Source organism: Sporosarcina jeotgali, assembly GCF_033304595.1.
GTDB lineage: Bacteria > Bacillota > Bacilli > Bacillales_A > Planococcaceae > Sporosarcina > Sporosarcina jeotgali.
In genome coordinates this window covers 3,104,716-3,129,818 of record NZ_CP116341.1, presented here as the reverse complement: position 1 = coordinate 3,129,818, position 25,103 = coordinate 3,104,716, and the positions used below count along the sequence as shown (strand labels likewise).

General features: G+C 44.1%; 30 protein-coding genes and 1 riboswitch. Of the genes, 14 read left to right on the top strand and 16 right to left on the bottom strand.

Annotation, left to right across the window (positions count from 1 at the left end; translation table 11 throughout):
* Positions 1 to 73: 73 nt before the first annotated feature.
* Complete coding sequence (locus PGH26_RS15800) at positions 74 to 3,076, bottom strand: efflux RND transporter permease subunit (RefSeq protein WP_323691965.1); 3,003 nt, start codon at positions 3,074 to 3,076, stop codon at positions 74 to 76.
* Between the two features lie 495 nt (positions 3,077 to 3,571).
* Between PGH26_RS15800 and PGH26_RS15795 the strand changes: the two genes are divergently transcribed.
* Entirely contained in the window at positions 3,572 to 5,167 is a 1,596-nt protein-coding gene (locus tag PGH26_RS15795) for a malate:quinone oxidoreductase (RefSeq protein ID WP_323691964.1), read from the top strand.
* 153 nt (positions 5,168 to 5,320) lie between these two features.
* On the opposite strand, the gene PGH26_RS15790 is transcribed toward PGH26_RS15795, so the two are convergent.
* The gene (locus PGH26_RS15790; protein ID WP_323693547.1) at positions 5,321 to 5,665 is read right to left on the bottom strand and encodes a DUF3889 domain-containing protein; all 345 of its coding nucleotides are present in this window, start codon (positions 5,663 to 5,665) and stop codon (positions 5,321 to 5,323) included.
* A 134-nt stretch (positions 5,666 to 5,799) separates the two neighbouring features.
* Here PGH26_RS15790 and PGH26_RS15785 point away from each other — a divergent pair, with 134 nt between their 5' ends.
* Both PGH26_RS15785 and PGH26_RS15780 read left to right on the top strand, forming a co-directional pair.
* On the top strand, positions 5,800 to 6,318 hold the full coding sequence (locus tag PGH26_RS15785) for a methylated-DNA--[protein]-cysteine S-methyltransferase (protein ID WP_323691963.1): 519 nt from the start codon (positions 5,800 to 5,802) through the stop codon (positions 6,316 to 6,318).
* 58 nt (positions 6,319 to 6,376) lie between these two features.
* A complete protein-coding gene (locus PGH26_RS15780; RefSeq protein WP_431312504.1) occupies positions 6,377 to 6,886 on the top strand; it encodes a YoqH family protein in 510 nt (169 codons plus the stop codon).
* Between the two features lie 4 nt (positions 6,887 to 6,890).
* Here the strand turns inward: PGH26_RS15780 and PGH26_RS15775 are convergent, their stop codons facing one another.
* A complete protein-coding gene (locus PGH26_RS15775) occupies positions 6,891 to 7,361 on the bottom strand; it encodes a hypothetical protein (RefSeq protein WP_323691962.1) in 471 nt (156 codons plus the stop codon).
* 70 nt (positions 7,362 to 7,431) lie between these two features.
* Between PGH26_RS15775 and PGH26_RS15770 the strand changes: the two genes are divergently transcribed.
* Both PGH26_RS15770 and PGH26_RS15765 read left to right on the top strand, forming a co-directional pair.
* Entirely contained in the window at positions 7,432 to 8,226 is a 795-nt protein-coding gene (locus PGH26_RS15770) for an ABC transporter ATP-binding protein (protein ID WP_323691961.1), read from the top strand.
* Positions 8,219 to 9,853, top strand: coding sequence for a hypothetical protein (locus tag PGH26_RS15765; protein ID WP_323691960.1), 1,635 nt, complete (start codon positions 8,219 to 8,221; stop codon positions 9,851 to 9,853). The genes PGH26_RS15770 and PGH26_RS15765 overlap by 8 nt, the downstream gene beginning before the upstream one ends.
* A gap of 255 nt (positions 9,854 to 10,108) precedes the next feature.
* Here the strand turns inward: PGH26_RS15765 and PGH26_RS15760 are convergent, their stop codons facing one another.
* Genes PGH26_RS15760 through PGH26_RS15745 form a run of 4 tightly spaced genes read right to left on the bottom strand, consistent with a single transcriptional unit; the run spans position 10,109 to position 12,063 of the window.
* Positions 10,109 to 10,648 carry an ECF transporter S component gene (locus PGH26_RS15760; protein WP_323691959.1) on the bottom strand — a complete coding sequence of 180 codons (540 nt, stop codon included), beginning with the start codon at positions 10,646 to 10,648 and terminating at the stop codon, positions 10,109 to 10,111.
* A 50-nt stretch (positions 10,649 to 10,698) separates the two neighbouring features.
* Complete coding sequence (locus tag PGH26_RS15755) at positions 10,699 to 11,145, bottom strand: hypothetical protein (protein WP_323691958.1); 447 nt, start codon at positions 11,143 to 11,145, stop codon at positions 10,699 to 10,701.
* Between the two features lie 23 nt (positions 11,146 to 11,168).
* Positions 11,169 to 11,924, bottom strand: coding sequence for a GNAT family N-acetyltransferase (locus PGH26_RS15750; RefSeq protein ID WP_323691957.1), 756 nt, complete (start codon positions 11,922 to 11,924; stop codon positions 11,169 to 11,171).
* 16 nt (positions 11,925 to 11,940) lie between these two features.
* Complete coding sequence (locus PGH26_RS15745) at positions 11,941 to 12,063, bottom strand: hypothetical protein (protein WP_323691956.1); 123 nt, start codon at positions 12,061 to 12,063, stop codon at positions 11,941 to 11,943.
* 163 nt (positions 12,064 to 12,226) lie between these two features.
* Here PGH26_RS15745 and PGH26_RS15740 point away from each other — a divergent pair, with 163 nt between their 5' ends.
* The gene (locus tag PGH26_RS15740; protein ID WP_323691955.1) at positions 12,227 to 13,675 is read left to right on the top strand and encodes an NAD(P)H-binding protein; all 1,449 of its coding nucleotides are present in this window, start codon (positions 12,227 to 12,229) and stop codon (positions 13,673 to 13,675) included.
* A 126-nt stretch (positions 13,676 to 13,801) separates the two neighbouring features.
* Here PGH26_RS15740 and PGH26_RS15735 read toward each other — a convergent pair whose 3' ends face one another.
* Entirely contained in the window at positions 13,802 to 14,428 is a 627-nt protein-coding gene (locus tag PGH26_RS15735) for a nitroreductase family protein (RefSeq protein WP_323691954.1), read from the bottom strand.
* Between the two features lie 137 nt (positions 14,429 to 14,565).
* Between PGH26_RS15735 and PGH26_RS15730 the strand changes: the two genes are divergently transcribed.
* From PGH26_RS15730 to PGH26_RS15715, 4 genes are all read left to right on the top strand, one after another.
* Complete coding sequence (locus tag PGH26_RS15730) at positions 14,566 to 14,940, top strand: winged helix-turn-helix transcriptional regulator (RefSeq protein WP_323691953.1); 375 nt, start codon at positions 14,566 to 14,568, stop codon at positions 14,938 to 14,940.
* A 21-nt stretch (positions 14,941 to 14,961) separates the two neighbouring features.
* Positions 14,962 to 15,183, top strand: coding sequence for a DUF2829 domain-containing protein (locus tag PGH26_RS15725; RefSeq protein ID WP_323693545.1), 222 nt, complete (start codon positions 14,962 to 14,964; stop codon positions 15,181 to 15,183).
* Positions 15,184 to 15,238: 55 nt separating this feature from the next.
* Positions 15,239 to 15,994: a 3-oxoacyl-ACP reductase gene (locus tag PGH26_RS15720; RefSeq protein WP_323691952.1), complete on the top strand. Its 756-nt coding sequence runs from the start codon at positions 15,239 to 15,241 to the stop codon at positions 15,992 to 15,994.
* Positions 15,995 to 16,146: 152 nt separating this feature from the next.
* Complete coding sequence (locus PGH26_RS15715) at positions 16,147 to 16,653, top strand: QueT transporter family protein (protein WP_323691951.1); 507 nt, start codon at positions 16,147 to 16,149, stop codon at positions 16,651 to 16,653.
* Between the two features lie 56 nt (positions 16,654 to 16,709).
* On the opposite strand, the gene PGH26_RS15710 is transcribed toward PGH26_RS15715, so the two are convergent.
* The 8 genes from PGH26_RS15710 to PGH26_RS15675 form a co-directional block, all read right to left on the bottom strand.
* Positions 16,710 to 17,111 (bottom strand): GNAT family N-acetyltransferase, encoded by a 402-nt coding sequence (locus PGH26_RS15710; RefSeq protein WP_323691950.1) that lies wholly within the window; start codon positions 17,109 to 17,111, stop codon positions 16,710 to 16,712.
* Positions 17,112 to 17,240: 129 nt separating this feature from the next.
* Positions 17,241 to 17,708 (bottom strand): 6,7-dimethyl-8-ribityllumazine synthase, encoded by a 468-nt coding sequence (gene ribH / locus PGH26_RS15705; RefSeq protein ID WP_323691949.1) that lies wholly within the window; start codon positions 17,706 to 17,708, stop codon positions 17,241 to 17,243.
* Between the two features lie 12 nt (positions 17,709 to 17,720).
* Positions 17,721 to 18,914, bottom strand: coding sequence for a bifunctional 3,4-dihydroxy-2-butanone-4-phosphate synthase/GTP cyclohydrolase II (locus tag PGH26_RS15700; protein ID WP_323691948.1), 1,194 nt, complete (start codon positions 18,912 to 18,914; stop codon positions 17,721 to 17,723).
* Positions 18,915 to 18,931: 17 nt separating this feature from the next.
* The gene (gene ribE / locus PGH26_RS15695) at positions 18,932 to 19,579 is read right to left on the bottom strand and encodes a riboflavin synthase (RefSeq protein ID WP_323691947.1); all 648 of its coding nucleotides are present in this window, start codon (positions 19,577 to 19,579) and stop codon (positions 18,932 to 18,934) included.
* A complete protein-coding gene (gene ribD / locus PGH26_RS15690) occupies positions 19,560 to 20,675 on the bottom strand; it encodes a bifunctional diaminohydroxyphosphoribosylaminopyrimidine deaminase/5-amino-6-(5-phosphoribosylamino)uracil reductase RibD (protein WP_323691946.1) in 1,116 nt (371 codons plus the stop codon). The genes ribE and ribD overlap by 20 nt, the downstream gene beginning before the upstream one ends.
* A 122-nt stretch (positions 20,676 to 20,797) precedes the next feature.
* Positions 20,798 to 20,944: riboswitch (FMN riboswitch) on the bottom strand.
* A 61-nt stretch (positions 20,945 to 21,005) separates the two neighbouring features.
* Positions 21,006 to 21,497 carry a hypothetical protein gene (locus PGH26_RS15685; protein ID WP_323691945.1) on the bottom strand — a complete coding sequence of 164 codons (492 nt, stop codon included), beginning with the start codon at positions 21,495 to 21,497 and terminating at the stop codon, positions 21,006 to 21,008.
* A 75-nt stretch (positions 21,498 to 21,572) separates the two neighbouring features.
* Positions 21,573 to 22,343, bottom strand: a complete 771-nt coding sequence (gene ytvA / locus PGH26_RS15680; protein WP_323691944.1) for a YtvA family blue-light photoreceptor — start codon at positions 22,341 to 22,343, stop codon at positions 21,573 to 21,575.
* 80 nt (positions 22,344 to 22,423) lie between these two features.
* Entirely contained in the window at positions 22,424 to 23,173 is a 750-nt protein-coding gene (locus tag PGH26_RS15675) for a GNAT family N-acetyltransferase (RefSeq protein WP_323691943.1), read from the bottom strand.
* A gap of 184 nt (positions 23,174 to 23,357) precedes the next feature.
* On the opposite strand from PGH26_RS15675, the gene PGH26_RS15670 reads away from it, so the two are divergent.
* The 4 genes from PGH26_RS15670 to PGH26_RS15655 all read left to right on the top strand — a co-directional run bounded on the left by PGH26_RS15670 (position 23,358) and on the right by PGH26_RS15655 (position 25,062).
* Positions 23,358 to 23,699 carry a PadR family transcriptional regulator gene (locus tag PGH26_RS15670; protein ID WP_323691942.1) on the top strand — a complete coding sequence of 114 codons (342 nt, stop codon included), beginning with the start codon at positions 23,358 to 23,360 and terminating at the stop codon, positions 23,697 to 23,699.
* The gene (locus tag PGH26_RS15665) at positions 23,686 to 24,369 is read left to right on the top strand and encodes a DUF1129 family protein (RefSeq protein ID WP_323691941.1); all 684 of its coding nucleotides are present in this window, start codon (positions 23,686 to 23,688) and stop codon (positions 24,367 to 24,369) included. The genes PGH26_RS15670 and PGH26_RS15665 overlap by 14 nt, the downstream gene beginning before the upstream one ends.
* 72 nt (positions 24,370 to 24,441) lie before the next feature.
* Complete coding sequence (locus tag PGH26_RS15660) at positions 24,442 to 24,597, top strand: hypothetical protein (RefSeq protein WP_323691940.1); 156 nt, start codon at positions 24,442 to 24,444, stop codon at positions 24,595 to 24,597.
* A 114-nt stretch (positions 24,598 to 24,711) separates the two neighbouring features.
* Positions 24,712 to 25,062 (top strand): rhodanese-like domain-containing protein, encoded by a 351-nt coding sequence (locus PGH26_RS15655; RefSeq protein ID WP_323691939.1) that lies wholly within the window; start codon positions 24,712 to 24,714, stop codon positions 25,060 to 25,062.
* Positions 25,063 to 25,103: the final 41 nt, after the last annotated feature.

Below are 25,103 nucleotides of genomic sequence, written 5' to 3'. Positions count from 1 at the left end.
GCATCTGAGATACTTAATTGATGCAGATTCTTCAAAAACCGCATTCAGCTTAATACTGAATGCGGTTTTAAATTTATTCCGTTTTAGATTTAATCTTACTAACAGTAAACACCCGGTAAACCGCAGGAATTAGCAACAACGTAATGATGGTTGAAAATAGCAGTCCAAAAATGAGTACTGTTGCAAGAGGTGCTTGGTAGTTGCCGGACACACCCGATGCAAGAGCAAGAGGCAACATACCTCCAACCGTTGTTAATGTGGTCATTTGGATGGGACGTATTCGCTGTTTACCTGCTGCAACGAGTGCTTCATCAACAGATTGACCTTCCGTACGCAACTGATTTGTCCGGTCAATGAGCAAAATAGCATTGTTCAAAACGATTCCAATGAGCATGATAATCCCCATGCCCGACAAGAGATTCAGTTCTCTTTGTGTGACGACCAATCCGATAATGACACCGATAATTGCCATTGGGATGATGGACATGACGATGAAGGGATGCCCTAAGTGATTGAACTGCACAGCCATAACAAAGTACACAAGAAATAATGCAATGGCCAATACCACTATCATTTCCATCATCAGCTCTTGTTGCTGCTCGATATCTCCAGCGACCCCAACGGTATATCCATTAGGGGTGTTGAAGTCTTTTAAAACCCTTTGGACATCGCGATGGATGGCTCCTAAATCCCTTTTTTCAATATCTGCAGAAACAGTAATATAGCGATCACCGTCTTTATGCATAATCTCATTTGGCGTCTGAACGGTCTTTAAATCTATGAATGAAAACAATTTCTTTTCGCCATCGGTTGTCGGAATCCTTAAATTGAGCAAGGCATCAGCAGTTGTTGTTTTCGCGTCCCAACTTGCGATTATTGGAACTGCCTGATCTGCAATTGTGATTTGTCCGATAGGTGCATTAAAAAAGGTTTGTTCCAGGAATTGTTTCACGTGTAACGCAGACAAGCCTGCGTCCTGAATTGCTTTCTCCTTTAAAACAATGACTTGCTCTGGTGTTGCATGCTGCATAGTATCCGTAATTCCTACTATGCCGTCAACGGCATCAAGCTTTTGTTTGAATTTATCTGAAAGGGTTTGTAAGGTGTCGAAGTCATCTCCCTTAATGATCACTTGAACAGGGGACCCGGCCAAGCCGTCCATAGCACTTTGAACACTTGTAATCGGCGTGGAAGGTACTAATTCGCGCAACCTTTTTAAAATCTCCTCATTAACCTCTTTTTGGTTCTTGTGAATGTCATCGCCTTTTGTCATATTAATGATGCCAATGAGCAACCCGTCGGTATCCAATAGATAATTGGATTCAACATCCTGAATGGATTCTAAACGTTCATTCACAGCTGTCATCACTTCCGCTTTGTCTTTTTCGTGAATACCTGACTCCAATTCAATCACGACTTCTGTATAACGGTTGAAAATGTCAGGCATCACGGTCATCGGGATGATCGGAACTAGGAAGAGAGAGCCGACAAAGAGTGCAGAAAAAAGGCCAATGATGAGTACGCTGCGTTTCTTTTTTCGGACAATCCAAGAAACAGCGGCACTGTAACCTTTTGTTATGAAGCCTTCCTTAGCAACCGGATCCTTCTTTTTGAACCGCAAGAATTTTTCGGATAACGTTGGGATGACCGTAAAAGCGACAATAACGGAACTGATCAGTGTAATAGCAATAACGATTGATAGGATAATCATGAGCCTGCCAAGATCACCGCCAATGAAACCTATGGGTAAGAACACGACAATGGTCGTCAACATGGATGCAAACACCGCACCAGCAACTTCCTTTGTACCGGTGAGCACGGATTCCAGATTTCCGAGACCGAGCTCTCTTTGCCGGTAAATCGATTCCAGGATTACGATGGAAGAGTCCACCATCATTCCGATCCCTAACCCTAGCCCAATAAGTGTCAGTACATTCAAACTATAGCCTAATAGATAGACGGTTAGAAAAGTAAGAAGAACAGAAGTGGGAATGGAAACCCCGATAATAAGCGTCGCTCGGATATTTCTCAGAAAAACCAATAGAATAGCAACTGCGACAATACTTCCTATAAGTATATTGACAGTAATTCCGTCAATAGATTCTTTAACAAAGTCTGCTTGAGCAACCATTTCATTTAATGTGAAGCCGTCAATAAAACCTTCTTCTCGAATTTTTTCGACTTCTGCTCGAATGGCTTTTGCCATGTCGATTTGGTTAACATTGGAGGCACGACTAATTTGTACGAACACTAAGTCTTGCGTTCCGTTTTTCCAGACGAATGATGAACCTTCCAGAGGTACTAAGGAAACCGCTGCGATATCATCCAATCGAATTGTTCCAGCAATTGTTGGAATTTCAAGTTGTTTAAGTGATGCCACGCTCTCCAACTTTGTATTCCATCTAACCGTTGCGTTGTCATAATCACTCGTCAATTCTCCGAGTGTTGCTTCAGAATTGGCCTCAGCAATTATGCTGGTCACCTGTGAAATATCCAATTCGTGTTTGATCAATTCATCGCGCTTAAACTGAACGGCTACTTCAGACTCTGGCAGTCCCGACAGATTCACGTCAGCGACCTCACGTAAACCTTCAAGCCGCGGTTTTAAGACGTCTTTTGCAAAGTCAGGCATCATTTCCATATCTCCGCCTGTTATATCCATGTAAAACTCATAGCCTTGGTTCACACCGTACTGGCTTGAATATACGTCTTTAATCTCAGGTTGAGCGGCTTTTAGTTCAGTCACCGCTTGATGGACCTTTTTAGATAATTCTTCTCCCCGTCCGCGTTCAAAAGTAATCTGTAAAGAACTTTCTCCTCGGTGGGTCTTGGATTGAACCTCCTGTATGCCCTCGATAACTTGGATCTTTTGTTCAAGTGGTGAGGTAATCGTTCGCTCAACATCGATTGCGGACAATTCACCAGCATCGATGTTGACAAAGGCACCATCCATACCGATAGATGGCATAATTTCCTTGTCCAATTGAAGTACAGCTGCTCCACCAAGAGCGATAATCAGTACAGAGAGCAGACTGACCAATACCTTTTTTCTAACGATATATTCTAAAATGCGCATAGCAAAACCTCCTTTTAATTTCTAACTATTAACAACATAACATTAATGTTGGAAAATTCAGGCAACAATAAGTCTGATTTTGACTCAGTCTTTGGATGTAGTTGAAGACACAGTTGTGCTTATTCTCAAAACTATTCTTTAGGATGTTGAAACAGTACTCATACCGTACATACTTTTTCGTGGGAATTAGAAAACCCGCACATCACCTAAGAATAGTAGGTGACGTGCGGGTTTTATTCATTACAAATGTCACTAATTGGTTTACCATTTATTTCAAGTTATGCAGAAGTCGAGTATCCAATACGATCTTCCTTATAATAGTTGCAACAGGGAACGGTCTATTTGAACTTATGCGTAAAGGAAGTTATGCCGTTATTCCAAACATCTCTCTTTTGTATCTCTTTGAATTAGTCTATAATTGGGAGAGTAAAGCATGTTTATTTATTAATGAATTCAATCGTATAGATTTTGACAAGGAATAACTAGACGAAAAAGGTGCAGGTATGTATGCTGTCATTTTTTTTGCAAATTCAGTGTGTAAGGATGGGTCAAATGAGCAACAGAGATACGAATACAGACGTTATTTTGATTGGCGCCGGCATTATGAGTGCTACGCTTGGAGCAATGCTGAAAGAGGTAGCTCCAGAGTGGAATATTACCGTGTTTGAAAAGCTTAACCGTGCAGGGGAAGAGAGTTCGAATGAATGGAATAATGCCGGTACAGGTCACGCTGCATTATGTGAACTGAACTATACAACGGAAAAGGCAGACGGTTCCATTGATATTAACAAAGCGATTAAAATCAACGAACAATTTCAAGTATCTAAGCAGTTTTGGTCATTTTTAGTGGAAAACGGAAGAATTCAAAATCCTGAAGACTTTATCCGTCCACTCCCTCACATGAGTTATGTGCAAGGTAAGGACAACGTGACGTTCTTAAAGAAGCGCTATGAAACGATGAAGCAAAACCCGCTGTTTCAAGATATGGAGTACACGGAAAATCGTGACACGTTAAAAGAGTGGGTTCCGGTGATGATGGAAGATCGGACAACTACTGAGCCGATGGCGGTTTCTAAAATTGATGCGGGGACAGACGTCAATTTTGGTGCGCTGACAAATATGTTATTTGACCATCTGCAGCGTGAAAACGTAGAACTTCAATACCGTCGCAGTGTAGAGGATTTGAAACAGAAGAGCGATGGACGCTGGGAGCTGAAAGTTCGAAATTTAGTGAGCGGAGAAATCGAACGTCACACTGCGAAGTTTGTTTTTATCGGCGGTGGCGGCGGCAGCCTTCACTTGCTGCAAAAGTCGGGAATTCCTGAAGGAAAAGGAATTGGCGGGTTCCCAGTCAGCGGACTGTTTTTAGTATGCAACAACCCGCAAGTTGCAGAAAAACATTACGCAAAAGTATATGGTAAAGCATCAGTCGGGGCACCGCCGATGTCAGTTCCTCACTTGGATACACGTTATATTGATGGCCAAAAGTCTTTACTGTTCGGCCCGTTTGCAGGCTTCTCACCGAAGTTCTTGAAAACAGGTTCAATGATGGATCTGCTCTCTTCAGTAAAGCCGAACAACGTCGTCAATATGTTGTCTGCCGGTATGAAAGAGATGTCACTGACAAAGTATCTCGTTCAACAGCTTATGCTATCAAAAGAACAGCAAGTTGAAGAGTTACGCACATTCATCCCGAATGCGAAGGTTGATGAGTGGGATGTTGTTGTTGCAGGGCAGCGCGTACAAGTGATTAAAGAAACTGAGGCTGGCGGAAAAGGAACGCTCCAATTCGGAACCGAATTGGTCAACGCAGCAGACGGTTCAATTGCTGCATTACTCGGGGCATCCCCTGGTGCATCAACTGCGGTTCACGTTATGATTAATCTTTTGAACACGTGTTTCCCGGATCGGAAAAATGAATGGGAAGCAAAGTTCAAAGAAATGATTCCTTCATACGGAACAGCATTGGTAGACAATCCAGAAATGCTTCGTGATGTGAAAGCAGCTACTGCCAAGTCGCTGAAACTCGATGCTGAACTGGAAGTTGATGAAATCCCTGAAGTAATCGTGATAGAAACTGAAAAGAACTGAAACCTTCAAAACCCCCTTACAGTCGGTCTGTGAGGGGGTTTTGAAGGTAGTCGCGCATGGCGGGTATGTAACTGTTATAGACGCCGGGTTATCGGGGTCCTCGCTGTATTCAGGTTTGCAAGCATTTGCACAGGGGGAAATGGAAAGTGAGAGTCAGTTTTTCTCACTTCCACCCGGCGGCAGGATCTCGTGAAATTTTACACTCTCCAGTTTTTCAGTTTCCGTTATATACGTCACTCGAACGACAACGCCGTATTCCCGTTTCCCTTCACGCAGCCAGAGACGAAAGGTAGCAATCGTGGCACCATCATTCTGTGCGCTGCCCATATACAAGTAGTCAATAATGCTCGCTTGCGGATAGTTCGCTTGCGTTTGTTTAATGGCCAGCCTGGACCACTTTGCATAAGCAGGCGTCCCTTCCTGCACCACTTCAGCAATTGGTGAATGAGGGGAATAAGAGGCGATGAAAAGTCCGATGGCAATCGCAATTTTAATCATCAAAACGCATCACTCCTTTTAGATAGGATGCGTTTTTTTTTTTGACTTATACAGAGCTTATCGTTGTGAAGTAGCGTCAAGTTTCTTTTTTCGTTACACTATAGAAAATGAAAATCGGGGAGGAGATCGTCATTATGCAACCATCGATTCATCATGAAGAAGCTAGTACCGTCACGTCAAAAGTGGAATATCAATCGCCTATTGGCGTAATTGAAATAGTGGGGACTGAAGAAGCAATTGTTTCAATTCTGTTCACGGATTCAGACGTTGTCAAAAATGGTCTAACCGATTTAACGTTTCAAGTAGTCAAAGACTGCTACGACGAACTGGATGAATACTTTAGTGGAACACGCAAGGAGTTTACGGTTCCTTATGAAAACGAAGGGACTGAGTTTAGACGTAATGTCTGGCAGGCACTCACGGAGATTCCTTACGCACAAACTGCATCCTATCGCGATATTGCACGTTTTATCGGCAATGAGAAAGCAGTGCGCGCAGTCGGTACGGCTAATGGTAAAAACAAATTGAGTATTATCATACCATGTCATCGGATTATCGGATCGAATGGAACGTTGACGGGATACGCAGGCGGTTTGTGGAGAAAAGAATGGCTGCTTGCACATGAACAAAAACATACAGATTTGATTTTTTAAGCGCATAGCATTCAGTTAAAAGTAAATACTACCTCTAAAAATGGGGCGGTGTAAGTAGATGAAAGCTGGCCATGTGGTGTTTTTGATGCTGATGTTCAGTTTAATGGCTATATTTGTTGTAACTATGGAAAGACCATCTGAGGTACAGGCGCTTATTAAATCGAATGGTAATTCTTCAGATGGGATTCCAGAGCCATGCAGTGTGGTTTTGGAGCCGGTTGACAAAAAGTTGAAGAACGCGAAAGGTGCAGCATTAGTATACAAAGTGCAATTGAATCCGCCCAGTTTTGCACGGACGAACGTCAGTATTCTGGCTGTTCATCTCCCTGAACCTTCCACTTACGGCGACTACGACAGCTATGAAGGATTTGCCTATATACCAGGAGAAATCAGCTGGAGATTTAACCTATATCCCACCCCTGAGATGAATGGTCCCAGCTGGGCGGGAAGGTTTGACTTAATTACCGCGGAAATGCAGGATGCGGTAGTTCAAGTACGTCTCTCGAATACTAAAACAGGCAGGCTTGGTCCTAGCGTATTAAGCAACTCGGTTAGTAACTGTCACTGATTTCTCAATGGGATACCGGCCCGCTCGTTCCGGCGTGGAACCCGCTCGTTCCATCGTGGAACCCGCTCGTTCCGGCGGAGAACCCGCTCGTTCTGGGGGAGAACCCGCCCGTTCTGGGGGAGAACCCGCTCGTTCCATCGTGGAACCCGCTCGTTCCGGCGTGGAACCCGCTCGTTCCATCGTGGAACCCGCTCATTCCGTCGTGGAACCCGCTCGTTCCGTCGTGGAACCCGCTCGTTCTGGGGGGGAACCCGCTCGTTCCGGCAGAGAACCCGCTCGTTCCGTCGGAGAACCCGCTCGTTCTGGGGGAGAACCCGCTCGTTCCTGCGTGGAACCCGCTCGTTCCGGGGGAGAACCCGCTCGTTCCGTCGGAGAACCCGCTCGTTCCGAGGGAGAACCCGCTCGTTCCGGCGGAGAACCCGCTCGTTCCAACCCCACTCCCCTTAAAACTATCTCTATATTCCCCATTATTCAAAAAAACATTTGGAATTTCCCTGGCATCTTGTTACGCTTAGACAAATAGAGCGGTTTGGGGGAACTAATGGATGCCAACAGAACCAATTATTTCAATGCGTGACCTCACGATGGAATTTCCTGGAAAACGAGTACTGGATGGAATTTCACTTGATGTTTTTAGAGGACAAATCATAGGTTACATCGGGCCGAATGGTGCCGGGAAGAGTACAACGTTGAAAATCCTGCTGGGTCTGCTTCAAGATTACAAAGGGACCGTCGAAATTTTCGGAAATGATTTACGGAACGAAAACCAGGACGTTAAACGCAGAATCGGCTATGTGCCGGAGAATGCAGAAATTTACGATACGCTGACACCTATGGAATATTTGACGTTCGTGGGTGAACTGTATGGGATGAATCGAACGGCCGTTGAAGAAAAAGCAAGCCAACTCCTGACTGTACTGGGATTGGAAGAAGTCTTGCACACACGAATTTCTTCTTTCTCTAAAGGGATGAAGCAAAAGGTGCTGATTATCTCAAGTTTACTTCATGATCCTGATATTTTATTTTTAGATGAACCACTGAGTGGGCTCGATGCGAATAGTGTCATGGTCGTTAAAGATATTTTAGCGGCGCTTGCAGCGAGTGGGAAGACCATTTTTTACTCATCACACATTATGGATGTGGTCGAGAAAATCAGTAACCGTATCGTGCTTTTGTACAACGGGAAAATAGCGGCTGATGGGTCATTTGATGAATTAAAAGGACAGAGTGAAGCAGGATCGCTTGAAATGATTTTCAATCAGCTGACAGGTTTTGATGAACATCAGCAAACAGCGAAGCGCTTTGTAGAACTTGTTACAGGCGGTGAGACGGATGGGTAACTTCCGTTCGCTGCGCGTGCTGGACGTGTTTAAAGGGATTTTCCAAGCCTTTGGAATTGACTATCCTTCAATGCGGGCAATCGTCGGATTGAAATTAACAATGGATGAACGGCGCATTCCTGTTGTGTTTTCACAAACCAAGTTAAAAGAAGGCAACCAGTTTCTAAAGTCGCTAGCGTTGTATGTGCTATATGGGCTCGCAACAATCCCTTTCCTGTTCTTTGGCGACAGTGTGATGCTGCAGATGGGAATTGTATTCGGCATTGCAATGTTTATGATCATGACATCCCTAATTGCGGACTTTTCTAGCGTACTCCTGGATGTAAGGGATCGGATTCTGCTAGCTGCTGCGCCAGTAGATGATAGAACGCTGAACGCCGCTAAATTAGTTCATATCAGCATTTACATGACGCTGATTGCACTATCACTACTCGGTATTCCTTCCATCGTTATCCTGGTGTTTAAAGGAATTTTATTTTTCTTGTTGTTCCTTGTGATGCTGCTCTTCATGATGCTGCTTATTATTGCACTTACTGCAATTACATACATGATTATGCTGCGTGTTTTTGATGGCGAACGACTAAAAGATATGATCAATTACGTACAGATTCTCTTATCAGTAGGAGTCTTTGTTGGCTATCAAGTAGTCATTCGTTCGTTTGATCTTGTAGGTCTCAATGTCACGTACGAGTTCAATTGGTGGCACCTCTTAATGCCGCCGCTATGGTTCGCGGCACCATTTGAATGGCTGCTTGGAGGAAATACTAGTCAGCCTCTCGTAGTACTTTCGGCAGCCGCCATTATTATTCCCGTTTTGGCGATTTGGATGTACATCCGTAAGATGCCTTTATTTGAGCGTGATTTACAGAAGCTAATGGCTGAAGCGCGAGGCGGGAAGCAGCCTCGTGCTCTGTTGATGAAGTTTTGGGAGGCAGTCCTGTGCAGGAACAAGGAAGAGCGTGCAAGCTTTCGATTTTCATGGCAATTAATGAAACGCGAACGTGATTTTAAACTGAAAGTGTATCCGTCGTTAGGAATCGGATTCATTGCACCTTTTCTCTTTCTTTATATCTTTTTATCAGATGGAACATGGGAAGACATGATCAACTCCAACACTTATTTTATGATTTACTTTGGATTTATCATCATTGCGCCACTCGTGATCATGCTGAGTTATTCGGGTAAATTCAAGGGAGCATGGATCTATGCGGTCTCTCCGATAACTAGTGCGTCCCGTGTGAAACGCGCTGCTCTGAAAGCGAGCTTGGCTCAGTTGTTTTTACCTGTGTACATTTTGCAGTCAGTAATTTTCACATTCTTGTTTGGATGGCGTGTGGTTCCGGATCTGATAATCATCCTGCTCTCGGCTGTATTCTATGCAGTCATCTGTTATGCGATAGGATCAAAAGGAACATGGCCATTTTCACTTCCAATGGGTGAGTCCGTGCAATCCGGAACAGCAAAGCAAATCATCTTTATGCTGCTCATCGGAGTTTTTGCAGGCGTTCATCTCCTGATGTCCAAGATTTCATATGGAACTCCGATTTATTTAGTCGTAATTGCAGTTGGATGTCTAGTTGGCTGGAAAATGCTGCTTCCGACAAAGCAGCAGCGTGTATATACGTAAAATAGACCTGCCTAGCGCATTCTGCTAGGCAGTTTGTTTTCTAAGCTCTAAGAATTTTATTTAATCAAACCTTCCCCTTGCTGTTTTTTTATCGAGATTAGTGTTTAATGACAACGTGAAACTTTTAGCAGAGTTTTTTAATTCGATAGCTTTTTCATACTCCATGAGATGTTGAAGAACGCTGTATATTGACAATCCATTTATTCCAATAAAAAAGCCAAACGCCGATTCAAATGGAGTTTGGCTTTTGAGGTTTTATTTAAACACTGTGACTTTCTTAAGTAATGCACAAACAGGAATAGCAATAGCAATCCCGACAGCATTTTGTACAAGATTTCCCGGGATTGAAGCGAGTGGAACTGCCCAGCTTTTGAAAATAATACTTTCTCCTGCGTAATATCCAACAAGCATGACAGGAACAGAAACAGCCATGGCAATTACGTTAAAGGTGGTGCTGCGTCCTTTACGGCCGTTGGACCAAGCGATTTTCCCAACGATATATCCTTGCAGACCTCGAGCTATAAGGCTAATTGGCGCCCATAGCGTCCATCCGGAAACTAAGTCGAACAAGCCCATTCCGAATGCCCCCGCAATGGCTCCTTTTTTCGGACCAAACAGAATTGAAAAGGTAAAGAGCATCCCTGTACCCAGATGTACAAGTCCTCCATTGGCTGTAATGGGCAATTTAATATTCAATAAGAGTGTAGCGACAAATACAAGTGCAATTCCCATAGCGGATAAAATCATATCAAACGTAGTAGATCTGGTTCTCGTTGTTGAAGCAACAGCTTTCATCAATCATGACCCCCTCATCATTTCTGCGGTTGTTGCAGTATTGCTAAACTTTAGCAAATAACTGGTCTAATAGAAAGTGTCAATTTTGAACAAAATGAAGGGGTCAGATTGTCTGAGTGGAGTGACGAGTTACGATAAGCGCTCGATTGGACCGGTGATGCGCTCGTTTCGGGTGGCAACCCGCTCATTACCACGAGCAACCTGCTCGATTCGGCCAGCGACCCGCTCATTACCACGAGCAACCCGCTCGTTTCGGCTGACAACCCGCTCGTTAACGCGAGCAACCCGCCCGATTCGGCCAGGAACCCGCTCATTACCACGAGCAACCCGCTCGTTTCGGCTGACAACCCGCTCATTACCACGAGCAACCCGCTCGTTTCGGCTGGCAACCCGCTCATTACCACGAGCAACCCGCTCGTTTCGGCTGACAACCCGCTCATTACCACCAGCGACCCGCTCGTTAACGCCAGCGACCCGCTCATTTCGACGCACAACATGCCTGCCCAGGAATCAACTCATATCAGTTAATTGCCAGTCTCTCTCTAGCTGACTTCATAATGTAACCCTTCCCCTCAAACTCTAATTGTGCAGAATCCGCAATCTTCCGGTATCCGACTTCTTGATGGATCTTATTAGATGTAGGGTTCATCATATCTGTATAGAGCATGCAGAATTGATAGTCGTTTAACAATTCCTTGGAAAAATCAGCAACAAGTGTCCGCGCATACCCTTTTCGACGGAATTCGGGCGGGGTGTAGACGAAAGAGACAGTGATGCTGTTCTGGGTCGGTCTTGCCCGTTTGGCACAAGCAACAGGGACTCCATTATCTTCCCACAGTACAATTTCCTGAAGTTCGACAGCCCGTGCCACCCACTCCGCTGCCTGGTCAGGAGTGGCTTCCGGCATATTCGTATCCCCTATGAACCCGACATACCATTCTTCCAGCAAGGCGCTGTCTGAGTCTTCAGCCAGCCTGTATTTACCGGAACTTTTTTCAAGAGTCTCATTCACGTTATCCAGCCGATAAAGCCCTTGATCCATAATAACTTTGGAGGACTGACCGGTCTTAGCTGTCCAACTATCTGCGAATCGCTCTGCCCACGGCTTTAGACTAATGATGGAAGGCAGTTCAATTTCATTGGACAGTAAATACTCTGCTAGACTGTCAATTGCTGAATCCATGTGCTGTTCATCCGTAAAAATCATATTGAGCGGAAAGGGGGGCGTCATTTGGAACAGCGCAATTACGCGGCCATCCAGTTCTGCTGTAGCCATGAACGGGTCTTTCACCTTACCCCACTTTAATGGCTTGCAAGACCCCATTGAACAGACTGTATACGTCCTCTCCTTCAGATAAAATCGGTTCTGCTTTACAAGCAAATGCTAACGGATCATCGTACGTCAATAATTTCATAGAGACACCCCTTCTCATAATGAATTGAGTATACTTAAAGAAGTAAGAACTTTCAATCTGTTATTTTGGAATTAAATCAAGTGGACCCTAAAGGGATGAAGGCTTAAAGAGACGGGTGCAGGGGTACAGAGAAATAGATTGATTGACCAAGGAGGCGGATTATGTGGCAGAAAGAAAACCGGTCATAGCAATTGCGGGAGCAAGCGGATATATTGGCCATAACTTGTTAGATTGTTTAAAAGGGAAAGCAACTGTAATTGGACTCTCTCGAAATGGGGGAAGCCGTAAAGATACAGATGATGTAAAATGGCGTTCGTGTGATTTGTTTTCGATGAAAGATGCGGAAAAGGGGTTAGAAGGGGCAGACATTGCAGTCTATCTAGTCCATTCAATGATGAAATCCGCAAAATTGACGCAAGGTAACTTTGAAGACATGGACGTAATTTTGGCGGATAATTTTGCGCAAGCCGCAAAACGTCAAGGTATTCAGCAAATCGTCTATTTGAGCGGGATCATTCCTGAGGAACACGAATCGAAACTCTCCCAGCACTTAAGAAGCCGGTTGGAAGTGGAACGGGTTTTGCGTGCTTATGATGTTCCAGTGACCGCACTGCGGGCAGGCTTGATAGTCGGACCAAAAGGCTCGTCATTTCCCATCCTGTCGAAGCTTGTGAAACGACTGCCAATTATGATCTTGCCGAAGTGGACGAGCACAAAAACTCAGCCAGTCGCACTGAAAGACGTGTTAACGGCATTAACGTCTATTATTATGGACTTTGATTTGAAAGACCGCTCGATAGATGTCGGAGGGCCAGATGTGATGACGTATCGAACGATGATGAAAGCGACCGCTAACGTGATGGGAAAAAACCCGAAGATGCTCAACGTGCCATTTTTCTCGTTAACCCTTTCAAGATTGTGGCTTAGACTCGTCACGAATACTCCAAAAGAGATGGTGTATCCACTTGTGGAAAGCTTAAAGCATCCGATGATCGTCCATAAAAGTCATACTGTAGAAGGTATTAGTAATGGGCAAACCCCGTTTAAAGCAGCGGCACAACTCGCCTTAGATGCAGATGCTAAGAAAGAAAAGAAAGCCATGCCGTTATTGCCAGCATTAGGTCCGTTGAAGCAGGACGTCCGCTCAGTTCAGCGGATTAAATTGCCGCATGGATGGACGGCAGATGAGGCTGCACGTTATTACGTAAAATGGTTAGAGACGTTCTTAAATCCTTGGGTGCATACAACGGTAGATAGTGATTTAAATTGTAAAATAGGATTTCTGGGCAATCGAACGCTGCTGGAATTATCGTATTCCGGCGAACGCAGCACAGAAGACCGCGCACTGTATTATATAACAGGCGGTTTCCTGCTGGATGACCAAGCGAATGAACGGGGACGAATGGAGTTCCGTAAAATCCCGGGTGCAAATGAAGCCATTGTCGCAATTCACGACTACTTGCCATCACTTCCGTGGTTTGTCTACTACGTTACTCAAGCAAATATGCATGCATTTGTTATGAGTGCATTCCGAAAACATATGAACCGACTGAGTGTCAGTGAACGAGATCGTCAGTATGTACGTAATTTAACAGTTGAAGATACTCCATAATTAGTTACAGCCTGCATCGTCAGTTGGCGATGCAGGCTATTTTTTCAGGTGAAAATGATGGAGAGAAGGAGATTAATGAGTCCATACAAAAACGCACCCAAGTTATGGGTGCGTTTAATCTAATACTTATACAAATGAGGTGATTTTCTCAAGAGGCAAGCGCGTTGACCCATATGCAGGTGCAGCGGCTTTACCAAGCGCAATCAGCACGAGTGGAGCGTAACGGTCTTCTAAGTTAAATTCTTTAGCAAATTGTGCTTTATCGAACCCGCCCATAGGAACTGTGTCGTAGCCTTTTGCTTTTGCAATCAGCATGAATTGCATGGAAACAAGCCCGGCATCGAACGCAGCAATCGTTAAACGTGCGTCTGCAGGAGCATTCGGATAAAGCGCTTTAGCATTATCAATTTGTCGCTGGACATTCACTTCATCAATGTTGCCGGCTTCTAAATTTGATAAATAGATCTCATCGATATTGTGATACATTTCTGTGTCCCCAACGACTGCGATGATAGCAGAGGAAGTTTCCATTTGCTCTTGGTTGAATGAGAATTCTTTAATTTTCTTTTTCGCTTCTTCGTCTTGGATGACGATGAAACGCCAAGGCTGCAGGTTACTTGAAGAAGGAGCAAGTGTTGCTTCTTGCAGCATCTCTTCGATCACTCCTGGTGCAATCTGATAGTCCGAATCGAATTTCCGTACGGATTTACGAGCGTGAATGACTTCTGATAGGGGTGCAAATAGTTCTGTCATATGAAAAACTCCTTTGTGGATTCATTTGAATTCAACTTACCTTTAGTAAGTACAGAATTCAGCTTACTATTGGTAAGCTTGTTTGTCAACTATGACTATGGTAAAGTGGAAATAACTAAAGAATAGGGGTTTTGATGATGAAAAAAACCGGCGAACTTATTCAATCGACTCAGCAAAATGGACAAGCAGCTTGTGACAGTTTTCACGCAACGATCGAATTTATCGGGAAACGATGGATGGGCATCATCATTTATCATCTATTGGATGGACCGAAACGTTATCATGAATTAGCTGGGGAGATTGAAGGCATATCAGACCGGCTGCTGACTGAACGCTTAAAAGAATTAGAAGCGCATGGTTTTGCAGTGAAGCGTACATTACCGGCATCCCGCAAAGTCGAATACGAGCTAACGGAACAAGGAATAGCATTCGATCCGGTCATCCGTTCAATTTTAACGTGGGTGAAAGCGAATGGCGGCTGTAAACAGTCGAAAGCAGAAAACGAATCTTAAATCTGGAAGGATGAATGTATGATGACATTTGAAGAGATTTTACCGCGTCTAAAAGCAGGCGACAACGTCATTCGGAATGGATGGGGCGGTGCTGAACTTTATGTGAAACTCGTAGAAGCTGAAGAGCTAGATGGGGAAAAGATGAATCCATATTTCGTTATCAATGTAACTGGTGAAGGCTATACGATGTTTACACCGACAGTATGCGATTTGTTAGCAGAAGACTGGTCGATTGTAGAATAAGTGAACACACAAGCTCATGAGCAATCATGAGCTTTTTGAATGGAGGAATCCAACAATGGCACAAATTGAATTTAAAGGGAAAACAGCCTTCATCACAGGCGCGGCTTCAGGAATTGGGTACGCCCAAGCAAATGCATTTCTAGAAAAGGGTTCATCAGTCTACGGCTTAGATGTTGATCAAGCCGGACTGGAAAAACTAGCAATTCAGTATCCGGAAAGCTTTCGATATAGCAAAGGAAGTGTGAGTAACCAGAGGGATGTTACTGAAGCAGTAAGACGAGCAACCGATGCTTTTGAACACATTGACATACTGTGCAATACAGCTGGCGTGCTTGATGGATTTGCAAAAACATTAGATACTGATGAAGCGCTATGGGATCGAATAATGAACACCAATATAAAAGGAATGTTCCTCGTGACGAATACGATTTTGCCCTATATGCTCAAGAGGAAATCCGGCGTGTTGGTAAATATGGCTTCCATTGCCGGCTTGGTAGGAGGCGGTGGAGGGGCAGCATATACCGCTTCTAAACATGCAGTGGTCGGTTATACAAAACAAGTGGATCTCGATTATTGCCGAGAAGGAGTTCGTGCCAATGCGATTGCGCCCGGTGCGATTCAAACTCCGATGAATGCTGCTGATTTTGAAGGCGATGGGAAAATAGCAGAGTGGGTTGCGGACGAAACACCCGCAGGCCGCTGGGCACAGCCTGAAGAAGTCGCGAAGTTGACACTGTATTTAGCAGGAGCTGCTTCCGATTACATTCATGGAACGGTCATTCCCATTGACGGCGGCTGGACGGCTAAGTAACCATTTTCAGGACACATGTATTCTGCTATACTAGGCAAGCAGGTTTTTAACCTGCACTGCGGCACTTTTTGACGAAGCAATCGGCTTCTTCTTCCTTTGGTCGCAGTTATTACTAAAACAGCAGCTTGCTGTTTTACAAAGGAGGACTATACATGACGTTACTCGCAAAAGAGCGTCCGCGGATTGCGGTCGGAGAGCTTGCGAAAATGGCGGTAGTGGCAGGACTATATGTCGCTGTCACGCTCACGCTTGCAGTCATCAGTTTCGGTGCAGTCCAGTTAAGACTGTCGGAGATGTTCAACTACTTGGCGTTGTTCCACAAGCGTTATATTATCGCTGTGACTGCCGGAGTGGTACTTGCGAACTTCTTCTCACCTACGTGGTTCCTGGACGTGCCAATTGGCGGAGTAGCCACGTTTCTTGTGCTGCTTATTAGCCGGGCTGCTACAAAGAAGCTGAAGTCAGACAAAATGAAATTTGTCTGGACTGCCGTAATTTTTGCTGTTTCCATGTTCACCGTTGCAGGACAGCTGACCCTATTGTACGGCGCTCCGTTTTGGTTTACGTGGTTTACGGTAGGCGCTGGCGAACTTGTGTCAATGACCGTCGGCGGCAGTATCATGCTCGTTTTAGCGAAAAAAATAGATTTCACAAAATGAAAAAACGCATCCCGATTGTACAGGGATGCGTTTTTATTCATTAATTATGAATAGAATTAGCTTGAAAATACATACATCGGTGTACTGGTTTCTTCTGGTTCAAAGCCAAGAGACTCATAAAATCCAACCGCTTTTGGATAAGAAACGAGTACTTTCGTGTGCATATCGTTATACTTTTCCAGCATCATCTTCATAATCTCTTTACCTGCACCTTGCCCTTGACAGTCTGGATCTGTGAGGACGTAATGGAAGTAGACAGCCATAGATCCATCAGACATTGCATTGGCAAGTCCAATCAGCCGGCCGCCGTCCCATGCAGTTGCAACAGAATGAGAGTTAAGAATAGCATTGTACAAATCATTTGGATGAGAAGCAGATTCCCATTCTACAGACAGAAATAATTGTTGGATATTTTCTTTCGTTAACTGATCTGTTTTAAATGTATATGTGAGTGACATCTGTGAATTCCTCCTTCAGCAAGCGGCGGATAAGTACCTCAATTTCTATAAGCACCAATCCCTCTAGTTATTCCTATATCCTACTTCAGAACAACTTAACCCACCTTTAAAAGAAACTAGCAGATGTTCTTAAGAAAATTGCTTATTCAAGTTCGCCATTTCTATTGCAGAGACCGCCGCATCCCAGCCTTTGTTGCCAGCTTTTGTTCCTGCGCGTTCAATCGACTGCTCAATAGAATCCGTTGTCAGTACGCCAAAGATGACGGGAATTCCTGATTGCAAGCCAGCTGCCGCTACACCTTTAGCGGTCTCGCTGCAAACATAGTCAAAGTGAGGGGTTGCTCCACGGATGACGGTGCCGAGTGTGATGACCGCATCGTATTTACTAGAGTCTGCCATCTTTTTAGCAATCATCGGAATTTCAAAAGCACCCGGCACCCACGCCAGGTCGATGTCTTCTTCAGAAACGCCATGGCGTCTGCATGCATCTTGTGCAGCAGAAAGCAGCTTACTTGTGATGAATTCATTAAACCGGCCGACTACAATTCCGATTTTTAATCCTGTACCAACTAAATGACCTTCATATACAGTTCCCATTGTGACTGCCTCCTATAGTGTCAATAAATGACCGAGTTTTTCTACTTTTGTTTCCATATAACGTTTGTTTTCAGGAAGTGCAGGGAGCTCAATTGGAACACGTTCTGTAATTGTGAGTCCATACTCCGCTAGTCCATCTAACTTTCTAGGGTTGTTCGTCAGCAATCTCACGTCAGCAATCCCTAAGTCTTGTAAGATTTGTGCGCTGATTCCGTAGTCACGCAAATCGTCAGGGAATCCAAGCGCTTTATTTGCTTCGACAGTATCTAGTCCTTGCTCTTGCAATTCGTACGCTTTCAACTTATTAATAAGTCCGATTCCCCGTCCTTCTTGACGCATGTAAAGCAGGACGCCGCGCCCCGCTTCTTCAATCTGCTGCAAAGCTGCGTGGAGCTGCGGACCGCAGTCACATCTGGTAGAACCGAAAATATCCCCGGTTAAGCATTCGGAATGGACTCTGACCAGTATAGGTTCTGCGTTCGTCAGATCACCTTTAACAAGAGCGACGTGTTCTTTACCAGTCATTTTTTCGGTATAGCCGATCATCTTAAATAGACCAAGAGACGTCGGCAATATGACCTGAGCTTCACGTGTAATGAGTGTTTCATTGGCAAGACGGTAATGCACCAGATCCTCGATGCTGATCAATTTCAGCCCTTCCGAGTCTGCAAGCTTTCGTAACTCAGGAACCCGAGCCATCGAACCATCTTCGCTCATGATTTCACAAATGACCGCAGCAGGTTCACTTCCTGCAAGTCTGGCTAAATCGACGGAAGCTTCGGTATGACCTACTCGGCTGAGCACTCCGTTAGCTTCTGCAATCAGTGGAAAGACATGACCTGGCTGCTTAAAGTCACTTGGCGCTGCTCGCTGCTCAAGCATTTTTAAAATCGTTTCCGAACGTTCGAAGGCACTAATACCTGTATGGGATTCTGCATGATCGATGCTCACTGTGAAAGCCGTTCCATGTGCATCCGTATTGTGCATGGTCATCATCGGGAGCCCGAGTTGAACCGCTTTCGATTCAGTAATCGGCGTACAGATGAGTCCGCGTCCTTTCGTTGCCATGAAATTGATCATCTCAGGGGTCGCGTGTTCTGCTAAGCAGATGAAGTCGCCTTCGTTTTCACGGTTTTCATCATCCACAACAATAATCGGTTTCCCGAGTTTTAAGTCTTGAATCGCTTCTTCGATCGTATCAAACATGAGCAAACACCCTTTCCTTATAAAAATCCATTTTGCTGTAAAAAGTCCTCGTTCAAAGTTCGTTTTTCGGAAGGAGTACGTCGCTGCAGCATGTTGAACATGTATTTTGCGAGCATGTCAAATTCCACATTGACACAGTCACCCGGCTTGCGCGCCGCGAGAACCGTTGTTTTTTGAGTATGCGGAATGAGTGAAATCGAAATGCTTTCATCAGTCACGTCAAAAATTGTTAAAGACGTACCGTCGAGTGCAATCGAGCCTTTCGGTAGCACGTAGTTCAATCCGCCAGGCGGGAGTGATAAATGCATGACAAGCGAATTCTCGATGTGCTGACACTTTTGGACAATCGCAGTTCCGTCGACATGACCGGAAACAAAATGACCGCCCAAACGACTATCCGCGCGAAGAGCGCGTTCCAAATTTACTGAAGTACCGGCTTTTGCGTTATGTAACGACGTCGTTCGAAACGTTTCAGGCATCACGTCTGCGGTAAACTGACCCGTTGTAAATGATGTCACGGTCAGACAAGTCCCGTTAACAGCAATACTGTCTCCTAAACGGACATCTTTCAGTATTTCTGCAGCTGCCACAGTAAGTTCCATCGAGTGACCTGATGAGCGGACTGTTCGTACAGTCCCAATTTCCTCAATGATTCCTGTGAACATTAGAATCACATCCTTTTGGTACAGCCGTTACCTTTAAATCTGGACCAAGCTGTTCCGTTTTTACGAAAATAAAATCTTTCGCGTCACTCATCAAGGCAGGATTTTCCCCGCCGATTGGTGTGAGAGAATCTGTACCGCCAAGTACTCTTGGAGCAATGTACGTAATGATCCGATCGACAGCATCCCCTTGTAAAAAAGAAGCATTTACAGAAGATCCTCCCTCTACAAGAAGGGTCATGATGCCACGCGCGCCAAGTTGATCTAGTACGTCAGACACTGCAATGGCAGGCTTCTCCATACGAAAAACTTCGACGTGATTATACGGCAAGAAACTCAATTCGCGTTCTTTTGAAGCGGCGCTGCCACAAAAAATCCAGGTAGGGGCGTCCGTGTTTTGAATAACCTGACTCGCAACAGGTGTAGATAAGTGTGTATCTAAAATAACTCGAATAGGGTGGAGTCCACCTTGGGGCAATCTGGTGGTAAGAAGGGGATTGTCGTGAAGAATCGTTTTACTTCCGGTTAAAATGGCATCATGGACATAGCGAAGACGATGGACGTCAAGTCGAGCTTGCTCGCTTGTCACCCATTTGCTGTGTCCTGAAAATGCTGCGATTTTACCGTCTAATGTCATAGCTGTTTTTAACGTTACATGAGGTTGTTTGGTTTGAATGAAATGAAAAAAAGGTTCATACAATTCGCGTGCTAAATCTGTACAGACTCCGATTTGTACTTCGACACCTGAATCTCGAAGCCGCTGGATTCCAGACCCTGCAACTAACGGATTCGGATCTAACGCTGAAACGTAGACACGAGAGATGCCTGCTTGCAAAATCGCTTCTGCGCATGGAGGTGTTTTTCCGGTATGCGAACATGGTTCAAGAGTGACGTACAAATCTGCACCAGCAGATTCTTTGCCTGCCATATCCAGAGCAACCCGCTCTGCATGACGTTCGCCAGCGCGCAAATGAGCCCCCATTCCGACAACCCTTCCCTGGTTCACAATTACAGAACCGACGGGTGGATTGGGTGAAGTTTGACCTGCTGCACCTCGTGCAAGTGAAAAAGCAATTTGCATATAGTGTTCAATTTCCAACGATAACAACACTCCTGAATCATAGATTCCTCATGTAACAAAAAAAGCCCCGCAACAGATGTGCGGGGCTGGGTAAGCATGACAAAATAAGCGTCAGTCAAAAGAAAAATTTGAAAAACGCACCATTCCTTCTCCCATCCAGACTTTAACTGTCGGCCTTGGAGTTTCACCAAATCCACCGTCTGCAAAATTGCATCCGGGTCACGGACTAAGAGCCATCAAAGCTCATCACCGCCGGTAGGGAATTTCACCCTGCCCCGAAGGAATATTATTCGATTGTCTCAAAGTCTAGCACAGCTATTAGTGAGCTTGCAACCTGCATGTTCATTTTTAAACGAGCAGGTCTTTCCATCCGCCTGATAAGAAATCTGCGGTTGCAAGTGTTCCCATACAGAGGACATATAGTGCAATGGGAAGCACTAAAGCCGTTACTAGCTGTTTCCGTGAAACGGTTATTTTTCTACTTTTAATCAAGTGATCTACAGCATAAAATAACAACGATGCAATGAGTCCATATCCTGAAAAAACGAACCCGAAGCTTGCGTGGAGCAATCCTGAAATAGGTAAATCTAATCGGTTAGATTTAACTTTTTTACTAATTAACACAGCTGATTTTTCACTGATTATTGAACACGTAATACCGTAAAAAAGTATAATTGAAGTACCGTAAAGCAAATAACCGGAAATACTCAGGAACACGGACTCGAAATATTGGGGCACTGACGTGATTGTTTTCCCGAAAGGAACAGGGATAAAGAAGCCGAGCAATATGAAAAAAAGTACTCCTGAACCAGAAGCAGCCAAGATTTTTCTTGATAACATCCAGAGTCTCCTTAAATCGAATGGAGATACTTATCAGCGGCAGATATTTCTGGAATTCATACTTCAATCTATTGTCTATTGGATTTTGGCAAGTGCTTGCTGAATACTTGAAAATGTTTGTAGTTGCTCATCAGATACGTTCGTTCCTGTTAATGACAGCGCTACTTTTGGAGAGATACCAGTGATATAGAGCTGGGCTCCCATGAGTCTTAACACATCTTGGACAGCTAACAAACTGGTTAGCGGGGACTCATGATTCCAATACAGTCCTGTTATGTCGATAATGACATGATCCACACCACTTTTTTGAACAAATTCACTAAGTTTTTGTGTCAATAAATTGAAACGCTGCGGACTCATTTCTCCGATAAGGGAGACGGCAGCAATATTGTCATGAATTGTCATGATTGGAAGCATCAGTTGTTCGATTTCTGATTCCTTGTTCGTTAATTCGGCACGCTGCCTGTATTCAACGGAGACATTGGTTTGGGTCCCGATGAAGAAAGAATGCCCTTCAATTTGGACGGGCGTCACCGAAAGGCGGTTCCAGAATAATGTCCCATCTTTTTTATAGTTTTTTAGTGTTATGGTAATTTCATTTTTTTTACGTATAGCATCGCGTAGTTGCTGAATTGCTAACTGATCAGTGCCCGGACCTTGAAGAAAACGACAATTTTGACCGATTGTTTCGCTTAATGGGTACCCCGTCATTGTTTCAAACGTCCGATTCGCATAAATAATCGGATTGTCCGGTTGGGAGGGGTCTGTAACTAGGGTTGCTACTCGACTGCCATCCAACATCGAAACTAATAGTTGAGTCTGTATAGATTGTGCAAGATCTTTCATTACTTTCACGTCCTGACCTATTTAGAATACTGTCTATCATTAGTTTAGCATGAGGCAGGCAATAGTTTCCAAAATGACAGTTACGCTTTTACCGTCTCGTATTGGTAGCCAGCAAACTTATAGTTTTGTCGCAAGTACATTTCTTTTGGTGTATCTTCACCGTCAGCGACGAGAATAACTAGTTTGTCAGGATACTGTTCCATCAGCCACCGCTGCAATTGACTCCCAATACCTTTATGTCTCATTTTTTCTAATACATGTAATCCGTCAATTTCGACAGTTTGTTCATTAACAATCAAATCTACAGAGCCTGCTAATTCATCGTCAAAGGCTGCGACGAGCTGCACAACATGAGGATCAAAGAAATTCTTCTTATGCTGCAGCCGTTTTTGAACTGCAAACTCTTTCCCGAATTGCTCATCAATTGTTTGCTGTAAGTGGAGGAAGTCTTCAAGATTGCTCTCAGTTACTGGTGACACTTGAATACCTGAAGATGGAGGAACGTCGGGAAAGTCTTTTGGATTTAGTACATATAATTCTAGAAAGCCAGTGTCATAATCATTCCTGTTCAAATAAGCGTTCACTTCTTTTGAAATAGGCTCATCCTGAGGGAATGTGAATTTCAAGTGATGTTGATCTCGTGCGGTATGATAGACTTTCAAAGCCTGTTCTGCTTTTTGAAACTCACGGATTGTAGGCATCCTTTTAAATGCAATATAATTACTGTCATAATAAAGCGGCATATCGGGCAGATGATAATGGATATATGTCTCAGAAGATGAGGCGACAATCCCAGCATTATAAATGTCTTCGAATGTGACCGGATTCATTGGTAATCCCTCCTTCTGCTATCCTAACATATAATGCAAGAATGCAATTTACTTTTCTGAACATTCCGGTTGACATATTAATTTGGCGGGAATACACTAACATTATTACTACTTTGCGTCACAAGGTAGCTATTTTTTCGAAATGCTACCTTGTATGGCAATATACTAAATGGAGAGTGGTCTCGTGTCAGTTAGAAGTGAACTGCTTAAGGGGATTCTAGATGGCTGTGTTCTTGCCATCATTGAAAACGAGACAGTGTATGGGTATGAGCTTTCCGCTAAACTGCAGAAAGTCGGACTTGATGATGTGAGTGAAGGCACTATTTATCCTGTTTTGCTGAGATTACAGAAGAATCATTGGATTTCAGGGGAAATGCGTGCATCCGAATCTGGACCAAGAAGGAAATATTATACGTTAACACCAGACGGCAAAGTGGCGTTGGAACTTATTCGCGCCGAATGGGGGAAACTCGCAGTACCGGTAACGACATTATTGAAAGGGGAGGTAAACCATGGTGACAACTAAAGAATTGATTCAGGAAAATAATGAAAAACGTGAACACTTGACTGAAGCAAACGAAAAGTACTATTCCAACATCCTCGTTTACATCCGTTCAAAGTTTCTCCTCTCTGAACGGGCAACGGAAGAGCTGCTTATGGAAATGCTTGAACATCTGTTAGAAGGTCAACAGGATGGAAAAAGCGCAGAAGAAATATTCGGTGGAGATCCAAGAGCATATGCAGATGAATTGATTGGACAGATGCCGAAAGAGAAAAAGAAAAACCAGGTGTTGTTTGGGATACAGTTAGCAATCAGTGTGTTAAGTTGGATGGTTCTCGCACGCGGTGCTGTTTTGGGCGTATTGTCATTTTTCCAACCAGTTGACGAACATCTCTATCTGGTTTCAACTGCCACTTTGCTAGCAGCAGTACTTTTAATAGTCGCAGTAGGCGTGATAGTGCTTATGAAAGTAGTAAACAAAACTGCATTTGAAAAGAAGAAAAGTACTTGGAAAGTTGCAATTGCCGGAGGGTTTTCCGGAATAGTGGTATTTGGTTTGTTTATGGGAATAGCATTTTTCTTTAAAGATAAAGGCCCCGTTATTGAATTACCTTGGGTAGCCTCTTTACTGGCAGGGTTCGTCCTATTACTTGTGAGTCAATGGATTGCCCGTAAAAATGATGGAGCTTCTTGATGGAAATGAAACCGAATAGACTTTCGATACGTAGTATAGATAGAAGTCTCGACGGATCGGGAGGTATACACTATGGATGAAAGCTATTTTGTTGGTTGGGGAACACTTATGTTGATCAATGCCGTATTAGCACAAGGGAAAAATCGATCGGGTCTTAACTGGTTCTTGCTTTCACTCTTGCTTGGACCAGTTGCGACTTTCTTTCTAGCATTATCCGAGAAAAAGTAAACCTATGTAAACGCAGATCCTCAGTATCTGCGTTTTTACATGGGCTAATTTATTGATTTTATATACCCGTACAGGTATATTTAAGAAAATAGAAAACAAGTGGAGGAGTTACCGATGAGTTGGATCATAATCCTATTAATTGCGGCAGTCTTTGTGTGGCGCATGAAACCTGCAAAAGGAATTCGGACGATGTCTGCGATTGAGGTAAAAGCATTAACGAAAGAGAAATCGAAGCAATTTATAGATGTTCGAACACTCGGCGAATACCAAAGCCGTCACGTAAAAGAATTTAAAAATATTCCCTTAAACGATCTAAGTAAGAGATTAGAAGAGCTGGACAAAAACAAAGAAACGTATGTGATTTGTCAAAGCGGGATGCGCAGTGCGCGTGCAGCTGGAATACTGAAAAGACAAGGATTCAGTGATGTGATCAATGTTAAAGGCGGAATGTCCGCCTGGCGGTAAAGGTAGTAATAAACCAGCTTAACTGATCCGTTTCACCGCGA

Excerpts from the sequence above, each read along its gene's own strand:
- PGH26_RS15720 (WP_323691952.1), top strand. The coding sequence starts at position 15,239 with ATGGCACAAATTGAATTTAAAGGGAAAACAGCCTTCATCACAGGCGCG.
- PGH26_RS15760 (WP_323691959.1), bottom strand. The coding sequence starts at position 10,648 with ATGAAAGCTGTTGCTTCAACAACGAGAACCAGATCTACTACGTTTGAT.
- PGH26_RS15735 (WP_323691954.1), bottom strand. The coding sequence starts at position 14,428 with ATGACAGAACTATTTGCACCCCTATCAGAAGTCATTCACGCTCGTAAA.
- PGH26_RS15770 (WP_323691961.1), top strand. The coding sequence starts at position 7,432 with ATGCCAACAGAACCAATTATTTCAATGCGTGACCTCACGATGGAATTT.
- PGH26_RS15755 (WP_323691958.1), bottom strand. The coding sequence starts at position 11,145 with ATGTTGTGCGTCGAAATGAGCGGGTCGCTGGCGTTAACGAGCGGGTCG.
- PGH26_RS15750 (WP_323691957.1), bottom strand. The coding sequence starts at position 11,924 with ATGGCTACAGCAGAACTGGATGGCCGCGTAATTGCGCTGTTCCAAATG.
- ribH (WP_323691949.1), bottom strand. The coding sequence starts at position 17,708 with ATGGGAACTGTATATGAAGGTCATTTAGTTGGTACAGGATTAAAAATC.
- PGH26_RS15730 (WP_323691953.1), top strand. The coding sequence starts at position 14,566 with ATGAAAAAAACCGGCGAACTTATTCAATCGACTCAGCAAAATGGACAA.
- PGH26_RS15780 (WP_431312504.1), top strand. The coding sequence starts at position 6,377 with ATGAAAGCTGGCCATGTGGTGTTTTTGATGCTGATGTTCAGTTTAATG.
- ribE (WP_323691947.1), bottom strand. The coding sequence starts at position 19,579 with ATGTTCACAGGAATCATTGAGGAAATTGGGACTGTACGAACAGTCCGC.
- PGH26_RS15725 (WP_323693545.1), top strand. The coding sequence starts at position 14,962 with ATGACATTTGAAGAGATTTTACCGCGTCTAAAAGCAGGCGACAACGTC.
- PGH26_RS15715 (WP_323691951.1), top strand. The coding sequence starts at position 16,147 with ATGACGTTACTCGCAAAAGAGCGTCCGCGGATTGCGGTCGGAGAGCTT.
- PGH26_RS15745 (WP_323691956.1), bottom strand. The coding sequence starts at position 12,063 with ATGAAATTATTGACGTACGATGATCCGTTAGCATTTGCTTGTAAAGCA.
- PGH26_RS15765 (WP_323691960.1), top strand. The coding sequence starts at position 8,219 with ATGGGTAACTTCCGTTCGCTGCGCGTGCTGGACGTGTTTAAAGGGATT.
- PGH26_RS15655 (WP_323691939.1), top strand. The coding sequence starts at position 24,712 with ATGAGTTGGATCATAATCCTATTAATTGCGGCAGTCTTTGTGTGGCGC.
- PGH26_RS15700 (WP_323691948.1), bottom strand. The coding sequence starts at position 18,914 with ATGTTTGATACGATCGAAGAAGCGATTCAAGACTTAAAACTCGGGAAA.
- PGH26_RS15785 (WP_323691963.1), top strand. The coding sequence starts at position 5,800 with ATGCAACCATCGATTCATCATGAAGAAGCTAGTACCGTCACGTCAAAA.
- PGH26_RS15665 (WP_323691941.1), top strand. The coding sequence starts at position 23,686 with ATGGTGACAACTAAAGAATTGATTCAGGAAAATAATGAAAAACGTGAA.
- ytvA (WP_323691944.1), bottom strand. The coding sequence starts at position 22,343 with ATGAAAGATCTTGCACAATCTATACAGACTCAACTATTAGTTTCGATG.
- PGH26_RS15675 (WP_323691943.1), bottom strand. The coding sequence starts at position 23,173 with ATGAATCCGGTCACATTCGAAGACATTTATAATGCTGGGATTGTCGCC.
- PGH26_RS15800 (WP_323691965.1), bottom strand. The coding sequence starts at position 3,076 with ATGCGCATTTTAGAATATATCGTTAGAAAAAAGGTATTGGTCAGTCTG.
- PGH26_RS15790 (WP_323693547.1), bottom strand. The coding sequence starts at position 5,665 with ATGATTAAAATTGCGATTGCCATCGGACTTTTCATCGCCTCTTATTCC.
- PGH26_RS15685 (WP_323691945.1), bottom strand. The coding sequence starts at position 21,497 with ATGTTATCAAGAAAAATCTTGGCTGCTTCTGGTTCAGGAGTACTTTTT.
- PGH26_RS15660 (WP_323691940.1), top strand. The coding sequence starts at position 24,442 with ATGGATGAAAGCTATTTTGTTGGTTGGGGAACACTTATGTTGATCAAT.
- PGH26_RS15710 (WP_323691950.1), bottom strand. The coding sequence starts at position 17,111 with ATGTCACTCACATATACATTTAAAACAGATCAGTTAACGAAAGAAAAT.